Consider the following 13,377-nt stretch of genomic DNA (forward strand, 5'->3'; position numbering starts at 1 on the left):
AGCCGATCGGGTATCCCCCGGTGGTGGTGCGGGGGCCCGGATCAGGGGTACGGGGCGGGGCCCCTGCCGCAGCCCGGTGGGTGCGGCAGGAGCCCCGTCGTGTCAGGTGCCGGACCGTCAGCCGTTGCGCTTCCAGCGCGGCTTGTCGTCGCGGCGACCGAACGAGCCCGTGCTCGTGCCCGTACCGGTCGTGCCTCCGCGGTGGTCGTCGCGGCGGCCCGAGGGGCGGTCGTGGCCGCCGGAGCGGAAGCCGCCCGAGGGGCGGTCGTCGCGGCGGTCGCGGTTGAACGGGCGGTCACCGGTGGGACGGTGCTCGCGGCGCTCGAACGGGCGGGCACCGTCGCGGCGGTCGTCACGGCGGTCGCGGTTGAAGCCGCCTTCCTTCCGGTCGTCGCGGCGGAAGCCGCCACCGGCCGGACGGTCGTCACGACGCTGGAAACCGCCGCTCGCGGGCCTGTCGTCACGACGCTGGAAACCGCCGCTCGCGGGCCTGTCGTCGCGGCGCTGGAAACCGCCGCGGTCGCTGCGGTCACGGTTGAAGCCGCCCCGCTCGCCACCACGGTCGTCGCGGCGCTGGAAGCCGCCGCGGTCACCGCTGCCACCGTCGCGAGGGGTGTAACCCCGCGCGCCACCACGGCCACTGCGCTCACCGCGGTCGTCCCTGCGGTCGTCACGACGACCGTAGTTGCCGCGCTCGTCGCGGGTCGCCTGCGCCGGTACGGACGCGGCTGCCGCCGCCGCCTCGATGGCCGCCACGGCCTCGGCCGCGACCTCCGCCACCGCCGCCTCCGGGTCGTCCCCACGCTCGCGCGCGGCACGCGCGACGAGGCGGTCGGCCTCTTCGCGCAGCTCACCGGCGCGGCGCTGGAGGCGCTCCAGCTCCTTGGTCAGGTCGGCGACCTCGCGCTCCGCCTGCTTGGCGGAGTTGTTCGCGGAGTCGGCCTGGACCTCGGTCAGTGAACGGGCGCCGGTGATCTCGGCGACCTCCGGCTCGAACGCGCCGGCGCCGGCGACCGTGTGACGCGCGGCGTCGACGCCCGCGTCCTCCATCAGCCGGAAGATCTGGCGGCGCTGGTGCGGCAGGGCCAGCGAGACGACGACACCGGACTTGCCGGCGCGCGCGGTACGGCCCGAGCGGTGCAGGTAGTCCTTGTGGTCACCGGCCGGGTCCACGTTCAGGACCAGGTCGATGCCGTCGACGTGGATACCGCGGGCGGCCACGTCGGTCGCGACGAGCGCGTTGACGTGACCCTCCTTGAAGTCGGCCAGCGTGCGGGTGCGCGCGCCCTGCGTCATGCCGCCGTGCAGCGCGTCCGCCTTCACGCCCGAGTCGCGGAGCTGCTCGGCGATACGGTCGGCACCGAGCTGCGTACGGACGAAGATGATCGTGCGGCCCTTGCGTGCCGCGATCGCCGCCGTGACCGGCGCCTTGTCCTTGGGCTTCACGACGAGCACGTGGTGGCTCATGGTCGTGACGTTGCCCTGCGCGCTGTCGACCTCGTGGTGCACGGGGTTCTTCAGGTAGCGCTTGACCAGGGTGCTGATCTCGTTCTCCATGGTGGCGGAGAAGAGCATGCGCTGGCCGCCGGCCGGCACCTGGTCCAGCAGTTCGGTGACCTCGGGCAGGAAGCCCAGGTCGGACATCTGGTCGGCCTCGTCGAGGATCGCGATCCGGACGTTCTCCAGGGAGCAGGCGCCGCGGTTGATGATGTCGCGCAGCCGGCCGGGGGTGGCGACGAGGACGTCGACGCCGCGCTCCAGCGCGTAGATCTGGTTGCCCATCGACGTACCGCCGCAGACGACCTTCATCTTCAGACCGAGCACGTCACCGTACGGCTGGAGGGCGTCGGCGACCTGCATCGCCAGCTCGCGGGTCGGGGTCAGGATGACGCCGCGGGGCTTCTTCTTCTCGGTGTGGCCCTCGGCGAGGGTGGCCAGCAGCGGCAGACCGAAGGAGAGGGTCTTGCCGGAGCCGGTACGGCCGCGGCCCAGGATGTCCTTGCCGGCCAGGGCGTCCGGGATGGTCGCGGCCTGGATCGGGAAGGGCGCGACGACGCCGTTCTGGGCGAGCTTGCGGACGATGCCTTCGGGCAACCCCAGGTCGCCGAAGCTGATTTCGGGGGTCTTCGGGGCCTCTGTGGCCTCGGCCGTCCCAGCCTCGATGTTCTCGACGCTGTCGACGCTCTTGATCGAGTCGTCGGAGTCGTTCTCGGGCATGACGGCGTGGTCAGTACTGGAAATGGACATGCGAAATGCGAAACCTTCCGGAGTCTCGGCACGCGCCCAAACTCCGTGATTCGCAAATCGACCGCCTCAATGCGGTCTGCCACGGCAAGGGAGAGTACGCGCCACGCGGCGCTCTTCTGTGTCGGCGCCGGGCAATGATCAAACGATCTACTACCATACGCACCGCTCCCCCTCCCTGGCAAACCGCCTCCGCACGATCCGCGTCACACCGGGGCTCCACCGGCACTCCACCGATGCCCGACCGGCTCTCCACCGGCGCGCCGAAGGCCTCTTCCCCGGCCCTCATACCGGCCCCAACTGCGGCGACGCCACGGGCTCCTTCCGCATCCCGGCCCCGTCACCCGGAGACAGCGCGCTCGTCCTTACGTCCGCCATCGGCGAGGCCGACGGCTCGGCCGGCGGGCTGCTCGGCTCGGGCTGTGCCGGGGGCTCCGGCTCCGGGTCCGGCGGAGGCGGCTCGGAGGGCGGCGGCGGGGTCCTGGTCGGCTGCTCCACGGGCGGTACGTCGCCGCCCGGCGGCCTCGGGGCGGGGGGCAGCGGCTTGCCGTCCGGCCCCTTCGACGGCTCGGCCGACGGGCCGCCCGACGCCTCCGGATCGCCCGGTTTCCCCTTCTCGCCGCGCCCGCCGGTGTGCTCGGCGCCTTTCGGCCCCGCGCCGCTCCGGCCCTCGGCCTGCGGGGTCGCGCCGGTGTCCGCCGCCGTACCGCCGTCCTGCTCCGCCGCGGCCCCGCTGCGTTCGGCCGATCGTGAGGGGGCCGGCTTCCCTTCGTCGTGGCCTACGCTCATGCAGCCCGTGGCGGTGGCGACGGCCATCGAGGTGACGACCCAGACGGCGAAACGGCCGGAGGCGGACAGACGGCCGGCGGCGCCGGGGCGGCCGGGCGCGGGGAGGCGGCCGGCGGCGGACAGACGACCATGGGCGGGCAACGGGCGCACGCGGGCACCTCCGGGGCATGGAACGGCTCACCCCACCGACGAACGCCCGGCGGCGGGGGATTGATTACCCTGCCCAACTTCCTTTTCCCCACGAGGGACACGCTCCCCAGGGCCCAACCGAGTCACAGCCCGCCCCACGGCGGCCCCTCAGAGCGCGCCCAGCTCCCAGCCGGCCCACACCGCGCCCAGGCCCACCAGCAGCGACGCCGAGACATAGGCGCCGGCCAGCAGACCCTTCCCGCGCTCGGCCAGCCGCAGCGTCTCGTACGAGAAGGTCGAGTACGTCGTGAGCGCCCCGCACAGCCCCGTACCGACAAGGGCGTACGTCGCCGACGACACCGTCGCCCCGGCGAGCACTCCCAGCACCAGACTCCCCGCCACGTTCACGGCGAACGTCCCCCAGGGGAACAGGGTTTCGTGCCAGTTCTGCACCGTACGGTCCGTCAGATAGCGCAGCGGCGCGCCGATCGCGCCGCCCACGACGACCAGCAGCCAGTTCACGGCGCCGCCCGCCGCCCCGCCACCGGCCCCACCAGGCGCCGCGTGAGCGTGGCCGTGAGCCAGACCGCCGCCATCGCGCCCACGAGCGTCACGGCCGCGTACCCGAGCGCGGCAGGCGCCTCCCCGTGCCGCACCAGCCGCAGGAAGTCCAGCGTGTACGTCGAGAACGTCGTGAAGCCGCCCAGCACCCCCACCCCGAGGAACGGCCGCAGCAGCGGATGCACCGACCAGCCGCCCTCGGCGACCAGCACCATCAGGACACCGATCAGCCCGCAGCCCACGACGTTCACCAGGAACGTCGTCCACGGGAAGGCGCCGTCGGCGGCGGGCCACAGGCGCTCGGCGCCGTACCGCGCCGTCGCACCCGCCGCGCCGCCTGCGGAGATGACGGCCAGCACCTGCCAGAGCCGGTGCCCGGCCGTCTCGGCGCGCTGGCCGGGCACCCGCAGATCGACATCGGGGTCGACCGGCTCCAGGGGCGGGTCTCCCGGCCCCCCGCTCACCCGTACCCCAGCTCGTGCAGCCGCTCGTCGTCGATCCCGAAGTGGTGCGCGATCTCGTGCACCACCGTGATCTCCGTCTCCGCCACCACGTCCTCGCGCGTCTCGCACATCCGCAGCGTCGGCCCCCGGTAGATCGTGATGCGGTCCGGCAGCACTCCCGCGTACCACTCGCCGCGATCGGTCAGCGGAGTCCCCTCGTAGAGCCCGAGCAGATCGGGGTCGAACTCCTCGCCCGACTCCTTGGCCGCGGCGGGATCCGGCTCGTCCTCCACGAATACCGCGACGTTGTCCATCAGCCGCATAAGCTCCGGCGGAACGCGGTCCAGCGCCTCGGCCACCAGTTCTTCGAACTCCTCGCGCGTCATCTCCAGCACCCGGCCATTGTCACGCAGGTCACCAAGATCGGTGAAAGGCGGTGCCCACGCATGATCGCCCACCGCTCCGGGCATACGCGACCAATGGCCCGCGACGCACGCCGTGTCCCGTTCCGTACCGCGATCACCGCGATCAGCCGAATCCAGCGGCACTACCGCTCCCGCGGCGAGGGCCCGACCAGTGCCCTCGTCAGCTCCCCGCACCCGTACACCCGCGCGCTCGGCCTCGTCGCCGTCGTCCTGCTCGGCGCCTGGCTCGGACTGCTGATCGTCGGCAGTGTGCGGACGCCGGTCGGTCCCATGGACACGAAGATGACCCTGCGGCCCTCCCTCACCGGCGGCACGAAGATCAACGTCTCGCCGCTGGGCGCGCTCGAACTCGACTCCCACACGGCCCCGATCCGTCTGGACGTGGACGTCGACCAGCTCGACCCGGTCCGCTCGCAGGCCCTCGTGGAGCACCCCGAACGCCTCGCCGGGCTCCAGGAGGAGGTCGGGAACGACGTCGCGGCCGGGACGACGGAGCTGGCCGTACGGTCCTGCGTCGCCGTCGTCTCGGGCGCCACCGCCCTCGGCCTGGCCGTCTACCGCCGCCCCCGCCGCGCGCTGGCCGCCGGCGGCCTCGCGCTCGCGCTGCTGAGCGCGGCCGGTGTCACCGCGTTCGCGACCTGGAACCCGAAGTCCGTGCTGGAGCCCCGCTTCTCCGGACTGCTCTCCTCGGCCCCGCAGGTCGTCGGCAGCGCGCGCTCGATCGTCACCGAATTCGACGTCTACCAGAAGGAGTTGGCGCGGCTCGTCACGAATGTGACCAAGCTGTACGACGCGACGTCGACCCTGCCCTCGTACCAGCCGGACCCCGGCACCCTGCGCGTCCTCCAGGTCTCGGACATCCATCTCAACCCGGCGGCCTGGCACATCATCGGCTCGCTCGTGGAGCAGTACAAGATCGATCTCATCATCGACTCCGGCGACACGATGGACCACGGCTCCGCCGCCGAGAACAGCTTCCTCGACCCGATCCCCGACCTCGGCGCGCCGTACGTCTGGGTGCGCGGCAACCACGACTCGGCCGACACCCAGAAGTATCTGTCGGGCATGAAGAACGTCCACGTCCTCGACAACGGCCGCGCCGTCACCGTCGCCGGGATCCGGGTGGCGGGCACGGGCGACCCGCAGTTCACCCCCGACCGCTCGCTGGCCAGGGGCGGTGACCCGGCCGAGGAGATGGCGGGCGTACGGCTCGCGTCGGCCCTCCGCGACCAGGAGCGGGCGGGCACCCCGGTGGACATCGCCGTCGCGCACAACCCGACGGCGGCCAGGGAGACGGACGGCACCGTCCCGCTCGTGCTGGCCGGCCATGTCCACCACCGCGAGACCGAGATCATGCCGTTCGGTACGCGGCTGAAGATCGAGGGCTCGACGGGCGGCGGCGGGCTGCGCGCGGTCCAGAACGACGAGCCGGAGAAGGTACGGGCCTCGCTGCTCTATCTGGACAGCTCGACCAAGCGGCTCCAGGCGTGGGACGAGATCACGCTGGGCGGTCTGGGGCTGACGACGGCGGAGGTCAGCCGTCATCTTCCTGAGGAGGCGGGCGTACCGGGTACGGACCCGTCGCCCTCCGGAGCGCCGTCGGGATCACCGAGCGGATCGCCTCCGGGTTCACGCTCGAACGAGCCGCCCGCACCCGCCTCCGGCTCCCCCTCCCCCGACAGGTGAACCGGCCGGTAAGCCGTTCCGGTAAACCGTTTTGGCGATAGGTCCCCGCATCCCATATGCTTCTCACGTCCCCGACGCGCTGCTAAGCGCCCAGGCGGGCCCTTAGCCCTCATCGTCTAGTGGCCCAGGACGCCGCCCTTTCAAGGCGGTAGCACGGGTTCGAATCCCGTTGGGGGCACGCAACACCGTGTGCGAGACTCGTCTCGCACATTGCTTGGTCCTGTGGAGCAGTTTGGAGTGCTCGCCACCCTGTCAAGGTGGAGGCCGCGGGTTCAAATCCCGTCAGGACCGCTGTGGCTCGCGAGAGCCGCGTGGCTGGGTAGCTCAGTTGGTACGAGCGATCGCCTGAAAAGCGATAGGTCGCCGGTTCGATCCCGGCCCCAGCCACTCTTCTTTCTTCCGTACAGACGCCCCTGTCGAGATCTTCGGCAGGGGATTCGGCTTGTCCGGGGGCCCGTCCCGCGAAATGGGTTCGCCACTCGCCCGGCACGGGTGAGACCCTGGGCTCGGTATGTCTACTTCCCTCGCCGACCTTCAGTCCCTGCTGGCCGAGGTGTCGCTGCGCGACTCGCAGCGCCTCGGCCGCCGTCTCGAAGGCGTCCGGCGCATCCGCAAGCCCGAAGCCCGGCAGGCCGTTCTCGACGAGATCGCGGCCGAGGCCGGCAAGTCGGCCGAGCGTGTGCGCGCCCGCGCGGCCCGGATGCCGGCGATCACGTACCCCGAGCAACTGCCCGTCAGCCAGAAGAAGGACGTGATCCTGTCGGCGATACGCGACCACCAGGTCGTGATCGTCGCCGGTGAGACGGGATCGGGGAAGACGACCCAGATCCCCAAGATGTGCATGGAACTCGGCCGGGGCGTGCGGGGCATGATCGGCCATACGCAGCCCCGCCGGATCGCCGCCCGTACCGTCGCCGAGCGAGTCGCGGACGAGCTGGGGACCCCGCTCGGCGAGGCCGTCGGCTGGAAGGTCCGCTTCACCGACCAGGTGAACCAGGACGCGACGTATCTGAAGATCATGACGGACGGCATCCTGCTCGCCGAGATCCAGTCGGACCGCGACCTGCGCGCGTACGACACGATCATCATCGACGAGGCCCACGAGCGCAGTCTCAACATCGACTTCCTGCTCGGCTATCTCGCCCAGCTCCTCCCAAGGCGCCCCGATCTCAAGCTCGTCATCACCTCGGCGACGATCGACCCCGAGCGCTTCTCGCGCCACTTCGGCGACGCCCCGATCGTGGAGGTCTCCGGCCGTACGTTCCCGGTCGAGGTCCGCTACCGCCCGCTTCTCGAAGACGACAGCGACGAGGGCGACCGCGACCAGATCACCGCGATCTGCGACGCCGTCGACGAACTCCAGTCGGAGGGCCCCGGCGACGTCCTGGTCTTCCTCTCGGGCGAGCGCGAGATCCGCGACACCGCCGACGCGCTGGACAAGCGCAAGCTCCGGCACACCGAGGTGCTTCCTCTGTACGCGCGCCTCTCGCACGCCGAGCAGCACCGGGTCTTCCAGAGACCCGGCGGCGGCGCGACCCGCAGGATCGTGCTGGCGACGAACGTGGCGGAGACCTCGCTGACCGTGCCGGGCATCAAGTACGTGATCGACCCCGGCACCGCCCGTATCTCCCGCTACTCCCACCGCACCAAGGTCCAGCGCCTGCCGATCGAGCGGATCTCGCAGGCCAGCGCCAACCAGCGCAAGGGACGCTGCGGCCGTACGTCGGACGGCATCTGCATCCGGCTGTACGCCGAGGACGACTTCGAGGCCCGGCCCGAGTTCACGGACGCCGAGATCCTCCGTACGAACCTGGCCTCCGTGATCCTCCAGATGACGGCGGCCGGCCTCGGCGACATCGAGAAGTTCCCGTTCATCGACCCGCCGGACCACCGCAACATCCGTGACGGCGTCCAACTCCTCCAGGAACTGGGCGCGTTCGACGCCGCGCAGAAGGATCCGCGCAAGCAGCTCACCCAGCTCGGCCGCAAGCTCTCGCAACTGCCCGTGGACCCGCGCCTGGCGCGCATGGTCATCGAGGCCGAGCGCAACGGCTGCGTACGCGAGGTGATGGTGATCGCCGCCGCGCTCTCCATCCAGGACCCGCGCGAGCGTCCCTCGGAGAAGCAGACCCAGGCCGACCAGCAGCACGCCCGTTTCCGGGACGAGACCTCCGACTTCCTGGCCTTCCTGAATCTGTGGCGCTACATCCGCGAGCAGCAGAAGGCGCGCGGCTCCTCCGCCTTCCGCCGGATGTGCAAGGCGGAGTACCTGAACTTCCTGCGGATCCGCGAGTGGCAGGACATCTACTCCCAACTGCGCACGGTCGCCAAGCAGATGGGCATGACGGTCAACGAGCACGACGAGAACCACGACGTCCCCGCCCCGGACCGGTCCGTGCACATCTCGCTGCTCTCGGGGCTGCTGTCGCACATCGGGCTGAAGGATGTGAAGACCGCCGGGGGGGAGGGCGGGAAAAACACGGCGAAGAACGAGTACGTGGGCGCCCGCAACGCCAAGTTCGCGGTCTTCCCGGGCTCGGCCCTCTTCAAGAAGCCGCCGCGCGTCATCATGTCCGCGGAGCTGGTGGAGACGTCCCGGCTGTGGGCGCGGGTCAACGCGAAGATCGACCCCGAGTGGATCGAACCGCTGGCCGGGCACCTGATCAAGCGCACGTACAGCGAGCCGCACTGGGAGAAGGACCAGGCAGCGGTGATGGCGTACGAGAAGGTCACGCTGTACGGCGTACCGATCGTCGAGCGGCGCAAGGTGAACTTCGGCCGGATCGACGCGGAGGCGTCGCGCGACCTGTTCATCCGCAACGCGCTCGTCGAGGGCGACTGGCGGACGCACCATCAGTTTTTCCATGACAATCGCAAACTTCTGGGCGAGGTCGAGGAGTTGGAGCACCGCGCGCGGCGCCGCGACATCCTCGTGGACGACGAGACGCTGTTCGACTTCTACGACCAGCGCGTGCCCGACCATGTGGTCTCCGGCGCGCACTTCGACTCGTGGTGGAAGCACCGGCGCGAGGAGGAGCCCGAACTCCTCGACTTCGAGCGCTCGATGCTCATCAACGAGGCCGCGGGCGCCGTCACGAAGGACGACTATCCGGACTCCTGGCGCCAGGGGCGGCTGAAGTTCCGGGTGACGTACCAGTTCGAGCCGGGGGCCGACGCGGACGGTGTGACCGTGCACGTACCGCTCCAGGTCCTCAACCAGATCACGTCCGAGGGCTTCGACTGGCAGATCCCCGGACTGCGCGAGCAGGTGGTGGTGGAGCTGATTCGCTCCCTGCCGAAGCCGATCCGCCGCCACTACGTCCCTGCGCCGAACTACGCGGCGAAGTTCCTGGAGCGGGCGGTGCCTCTTCAGGAGCCGCTGCCCGTGACGCTGGCGCGCGAGCTCCAGCGGATGGTGGGCGTGCCCGTCACGGCGGACGACTTCGATCCCGGCCGGGTGCCGGACCATCTCAAGATCACCTTCCGGATCGTCGACGAGCGGCGCCGCAAGATCGCCGAGGACAAGGATCTGGAGGCGCTGCGGATCGCGCTGAGGCCCAAGGCCCGCAAGGCGCTCTCGCAGGCCGCCGCGGCGGTGGCGGGGCCCACGGGCGAGTCGGTCGAACGCTCCGGCCTCACCGACTGGACGATCGGCACCCTCTCGCGCACCTTCGAGACCCGGCGTGCCGGCCAGCCGGTCAAGGCGTACCCGGCTCTGGTCGACCAGGGCACGACCGTGGCCGTACGGCTCTACGACACCGAGGCCGAGCAGCAGCAGGCGATGTGGCAGGGCACCCGGCGGCTGATCCTGCTCAACATCCCGGTCAGTCCCGCGAAGTTCGCCTCGGACACCCTCACCAACAAGCAGAAGCTGGCCCTGTCCCGTAACCCGCACGGCTCGATCCAGGCGCTGTTCGAGGACTGCGCCACGGCGGCGGCGGACCGGCTGATCGCCGAGCACGGGGGGCCGGCGTGGGACGAGGAGTCGTTCCGCAAGCTGTACGAGCTGGTCCGCGCCGACCTGGTCGACGTGACCGTGCGCACCATCGGTCAGGTGGAGCAGATCCTGGCCGCCTGGCAGGCGTGTGAGCGGCGCCTGAGGTCCACGAACAGCCTGGTCCTGATCAACAACGTCCAGGACGTGAGGGACCAGCTGGCGGAGCTGGTTCCGGCGGGCTTCGTGACCCGCACCGGTCTGCGCAGACTGCCCGACCTGATGCGCTATCTGGTGGCGGCGGACCGCAGGCTCCAGCAGATGCCGACGAACGTCCAGCGCGACACCACGCGTATGGAGAAGGTCCACGAGATGCGCGACGAGTACGCGTGGCTGCTCGAACAGTTCCCGCGCGGGCTGCCGGTGCCGCGGCAGGCCCTGGACATCCGCTGGCTGATCGAGGAGCTGCGGGTGAGCTACTTCGCGCACGCGCTGGGCACGGCGCAGCCGGTGTCCGACAAGCGGATCGTGAAGGCGATCGACGCGGCGGTGCCGTAGCGCCCCGGGGGCACCGATCCGGTTCGACCGCACCCTCCGACCTGCTGTACAGTCTGACTTCGCAGCCGCCGGTACGGATCGCACCGGAGCCGCGAATTCTGGTCCTGTGGAGCAGTTTGGAGTGCTCGCCACCCTGTCAAGGTGGAGGCCGCGGGTTCAAATCCCGTCAGGACCGCAGTGCAGCAACGGAGCCCGCTTCCCTTTGGATGCGGGCTTCTTCGTTGTTCCGGCGCGCCACGAAGAGTCCGCGTCCTCATGGCTGCGGATTCCGTCGTTGTGCCCGGGACACGGGTTCCACTGCCGCGTGTTGGGTTGACGGTCCCCCGTGGCGCGGGTAAGCCATCAGGAGGGGCCCTTCCCCGGCAGCGCAGGGCCCCGTACCGGGGGGTGGCGCGCATGGCGGCATCGGTGGTGAAACACGAGACCCGCGCGCTCCTGCGCGCCCATCTGGCGGCCGCGACGGGCTTTCGGCATGTCACACGGCACTGCGCGGTCTGTCATCGCCTCCAGCGGCTCGTCATGGAGCCTGTCGCGCCCGCTCCCGCGGACGCCGGAGGGACGGTCAACAGCTCCGCGCCGAACAGCACACCAGAAGCGGACACCGACCCCCAATAGGCGCTGCGACGGGGAGTTGGCAAGAGGTTCGGACTGTGACGGGTGTCACCGTTCACGTTTGCGGAACGACTGCGCTTACACCCCGCACAAAAGCCCCGAATTTAGTATGTGCAATTGCACCTCTCCGTAAGCACCCCCTCCGAACCGCCGGAACCGCGCCCGCACCACCCCGACATCACCCCAACTCCCCCTCCACAGAACAAAAAAGATCGCGCTGGACCCGGCGGAGTCCAGCGCGATCAAAGTGACTCGCCCCGCGTCGCGGGAGCGTGGGACCTGTTGGGGCAGGTGCCCGTCATGTGGAGCTTTGCAAAGCTCTGTGGATCAATGTGGAGCTGTGGTGCGGGACGACCGGATTGGGGACCCGGGTGCCCAGTTGGGTTGATTGGTTGTCAGTTGTGCCCTGACGAGGCTTTCAGGCCTCGCTGCGCTGCTGCGGAATACCCGCGAGCAGTGCGCGGACCTCTGCCTCGCGATACCGGCGATGCCCACCGAGCGTGCGGATGGACGTGAGCTTGCCCGCTTTTGCCCAGCGTGTGACCGTCTTCGGGTCCACACGGAACATCGTGGCAACCTCAGCCGGCGTCAGCAGCGGCTCGGCATCAGGGGTGCGAGCGGTCATGAGCGGCCTCCTCGGGAGAACCGAACCATCTCGGTTCTTTCCTCTAAATTCTGCACCTTGACCCACGTTGCCCGAAATGGCGGACGCGGGCCGAGTCGGTTATAGGACGAACGGCTTGTCCTCGGCACTACAACTACACCATCCGTCCAGCCTCGTCGGCCAAACCGATGGAATTGCCCTCTCAGGTGTTCATCAACGACGGAAGCCGATGGACCATGCCATAGCGGACAGTTACGCGGCGGTGACGATCAGTCACAGGAGCAATCAGGAGTCACCGGACCCCCCATAGAGCGCAATGACGAGCATTCCGCCCACACTCGGACGGAAGGAGCCCTCTCCGGACTCCTTGTCCTATTTTGACACGAGGGTAGGTGATGGGCGCAAGAGCCCCGTAAGTGCGGTCCGTCACCCTTGGGGCTTAGAGACCGTATAGAGGCCTTAAGTCCTCACGGTGCCGAACGCCCGTCCTGTCCAGCGATCCAGGGCGGATCCGGGTCCGCCCTCAGTTGGCGAACTGACGGTCCCTGACCGCCCGCCAGCGCTCCGCCAGCCGTTCGTACGCCTCGCCCGCCGCCTCGCCGTCACCGGCCCGCAGCGCCGCGATCCCGGCCGCCACGTCCGCCGCCGAACGGTCGTCGGCGAGCTGCGGCCCGGTCAGCGCGTGCACCAGCCCGCCGTAGTCGAGCTCGACCAGCGAGCGGGGATGGAACTCCTCCAGCCACCGGCCCACGTCTATGAGGCCCTCGATGAGCGGACCCTCGTCGACCGACTCACGCAGCGCCTTCAGCGCCCGCGCCAGCCGGCGCCGCGCCTGCACCATCGGAGTCCGGTAGCGCAGGGCGGGCGCCGCGGGGCCGTCGGGCTCCTGCGCCCGGTACTCGCGCTCGTCGTCGGCGAAGAGCGTGAACCAGCGCACGGGCACCTGCCAGACCGCCGTCCTGATCCACGGCCGGGCGTCCGGATTGCGTTCGCGCCACTGCTCGAAGTCCGCCACCGCCTGCCCGCGCACCACCGGCGGCAGCACCGCGTCGAGCAGCGGCTCGGGCAGGGTGTCCACCAGCGACTCCAGGGCCAGCCAGCCGCGCAGCCGGGTGCGCCACGGGCAGACGCACACCACGCCGTCGATCTCCGTGACGAACGCGTCGGCGCTCTCGTGGACGGGCACCGGGACGGGCGGTGTGGGCAGCAAGTCGGCCAGGGAGCGCCGGAGTTCGTCCTGCGCGGTCGGCGTACGCTCCCGGGCGGCGTAACGCGCCCAGTGGCTCCTCTCCGGCTCCGGGAAAGCCGCCAGGGGCTCGTACACCCGCAGGTAGGAGGCGTAAGGGACAAGGAGTGCAGACACCGCTGGCATGGGCCGAATCGTCCCATGCC

10 protein-coding genes and 4 tRNA genes are annotated in these 13,377 nt (G+C 70.3%); 7 read left to right on the forward strand and 7 right to left on the reverse strand.

Going from position 1 to position 13,377, the window contains the following annotated elements; genetic code table 11:
- Positions 1-117: 117 nt before the first annotated feature.
- From SSPS47_RS15435 to SSPS47_RS15455, 5 genes are all read right to left on the reverse strand, one after another.
- Positions 118-2,247 (reverse strand): DEAD/DEAH box helicase, encoded by a 2,130-nt coding sequence (locus SSPS47_RS15435; RefSeq protein ID WP_164251619.1) that lies wholly within the window; start codon positions 2,245-2,247, stop codon positions 118-120.
- Positions 2,248-2,529: 282 nt separating this feature from the next.
- Positions 2,530-3,183, reverse strand: coding sequence for a hypothetical protein (locus SSPS47_RS15440; RefSeq protein WP_164251620.1), 654 nt, complete (start codon positions 3,181-3,183; stop codon positions 2,530-2,532).
- A gap of 147 nt (positions 3,184-3,330) precedes the next feature.
- Entirely contained in the window at positions 3,331-3,684 is a 354-nt protein-coding gene (gene crcB, locus SSPS47_RS15445; protein ID WP_164251621.1) for a fluoride efflux transporter CrcB, read from the reverse strand.
- Positions 3,681-4,187, reverse strand: coding sequence for a CrcB family protein (locus SSPS47_RS15450; protein ID WP_164251622.1), 507 nt, complete (start codon positions 4,185-4,187; stop codon positions 3,681-3,683). Before SSPS47_RS15450 ends, crcB begins: the two co-directional genes overlap by 4 nt.
- The gene (locus tag SSPS47_RS15455) at positions 4,184-4,561 is read right to left on the reverse strand and encodes a metallopeptidase family protein (RefSeq protein WP_187280349.1); all 378 of its coding nucleotides are present in this window, start codon (positions 4,559-4,561) and stop codon (positions 4,184-4,186) included. The genes SSPS47_RS15450 and SSPS47_RS15455 overlap by 4 nt, the downstream gene beginning before the upstream one ends.
- Positions 4,562-4,645: 84 nt before the next feature.
- On the opposite strand from SSPS47_RS15455, the gene SSPS47_RS15460 reads away from it, so the two are divergent.
- The 7 genes from SSPS47_RS15460 (at position 4,646) to SSPS47_RS34840 (ending at position 11,384) form a co-directional block, all read left to right on the forward strand.
- Entirely contained in the window at positions 4,646-6,277 is a 1,632-nt protein-coding gene (locus tag SSPS47_RS15460) for a metallophosphoesterase (protein WP_164251624.1), read from the forward strand.
- A gap of 105 nt (positions 6,278-6,382) precedes the next feature.
- Positions 6,383-6,455, forward strand: a tRNA-Glu gene (locus tag SSPS47_RS15465).
- A gap of 38 nt (positions 6,456-6,493) precedes the next feature.
- Positions 6,494-6,568, forward strand: a tRNA-Asp gene (locus tag SSPS47_RS15470).
- A 22-nt stretch (positions 6,569-6,590) separates the two neighbouring features.
- Positions 6,591-6,664 (forward strand) — tRNA-Phe (locus SSPS47_RS15475).
- 124 nt (positions 6,665-6,788) lie between these two features.
- Complete coding sequence (gene hrpA / locus SSPS47_RS15480; RefSeq protein WP_164251625.1) at positions 6,789-10,769, forward strand: ATP-dependent RNA helicase HrpA; 3,981 nt, start codon at positions 6,789-6,791, stop codon at positions 10,767-10,769.
- Positions 10,770-10,869: 100 nt separating this feature from the next.
- Positions 10,870-10,944: transfer RNA gene (locus SSPS47_RS15485), tRNA-Asp, on the forward strand.
- Positions 10,945-11,165: 221 nt separating this feature from the next.
- Positions 11,166-11,384: a DUF6274 family protein gene (locus tag SSPS47_RS34840; protein ID WP_203557852.1), complete on the forward strand. Its 219-nt coding sequence runs from the start codon at positions 11,166-11,168 to the stop codon at positions 11,382-11,384.
- 415 nt (positions 11,385-11,799) lie between these two features.
- Here SSPS47_RS34840 and bldC read toward each other — a convergent pair whose 3' ends face one another.
- Positions 11,800-12,006, reverse strand: a complete 207-nt coding sequence (bldC, locus tag SSPS47_RS15490; protein WP_003949541.1) for a developmental transcriptional regulator BldC — start codon at positions 12,004-12,006, stop codon at positions 11,800-11,802.
- A 502-nt stretch (positions 12,007-12,508) separates the two neighbouring features.
- Positions 12,509-13,357: a hypothetical protein gene (locus tag SSPS47_RS15495; RefSeq protein WP_164251626.1), complete on the reverse strand. Its 849-nt coding sequence runs from the start codon at positions 13,355-13,357 to the stop codon at positions 12,509-12,511.
- Positions 13,358-13,377: the final 20 nt, after the last annotated feature.

The organism is Streptomyces sp. S4.7, assembly GCF_010384365.1.
GTDB lineage: Bacteria > Actinomycetota > Actinomycetes > Streptomycetales > Streptomycetaceae > Streptomyces.

Excerpts from the sequence above, each read along its gene's own strand:
- bldC (WP_003949541.1), bottom strand. The coding sequence starts at position 12,006 with ATGACCGCTCGCACCCCTGATGCCGAGCCGCTGCTGACGCCGGCTGAG.
- SSPS47_RS34840 (WP_203557852.1), top strand. The coding sequence starts at position 11,166 with ATGGCGGCATCGGTGGTGAAACACGAGACCCGCGCGCTCCTGCGCGCC.
- hrpA (WP_164251625.1), top strand. The coding sequence starts at position 6,789 with ATGTCTACTTCCCTCGCCGACCTTCAGTCCCTGCTGGCCGAGGTGTCG.
- SSPS47_RS15460 (WP_164251624.1), top strand. The coding sequence starts at position 4,646 with ATGGCCCGCGACGCACGCCGTGTCCCGTTCCGTACCGCGATCACCGCG.
- SSPS47_RS15435 (WP_164251619.1), bottom strand. The coding sequence starts at position 2,247 with ATGTCCATTTCCAGTACTGACCACGCCGTCATGCCCGAGAACGACTCC.
- SSPS47_RS15495 (WP_164251626.1), bottom strand. The coding sequence starts at position 13,357 with ATGCCAGCGGTGTCTGCACTCCTTGTCCCTTACGCCTCCTACCTGCGG.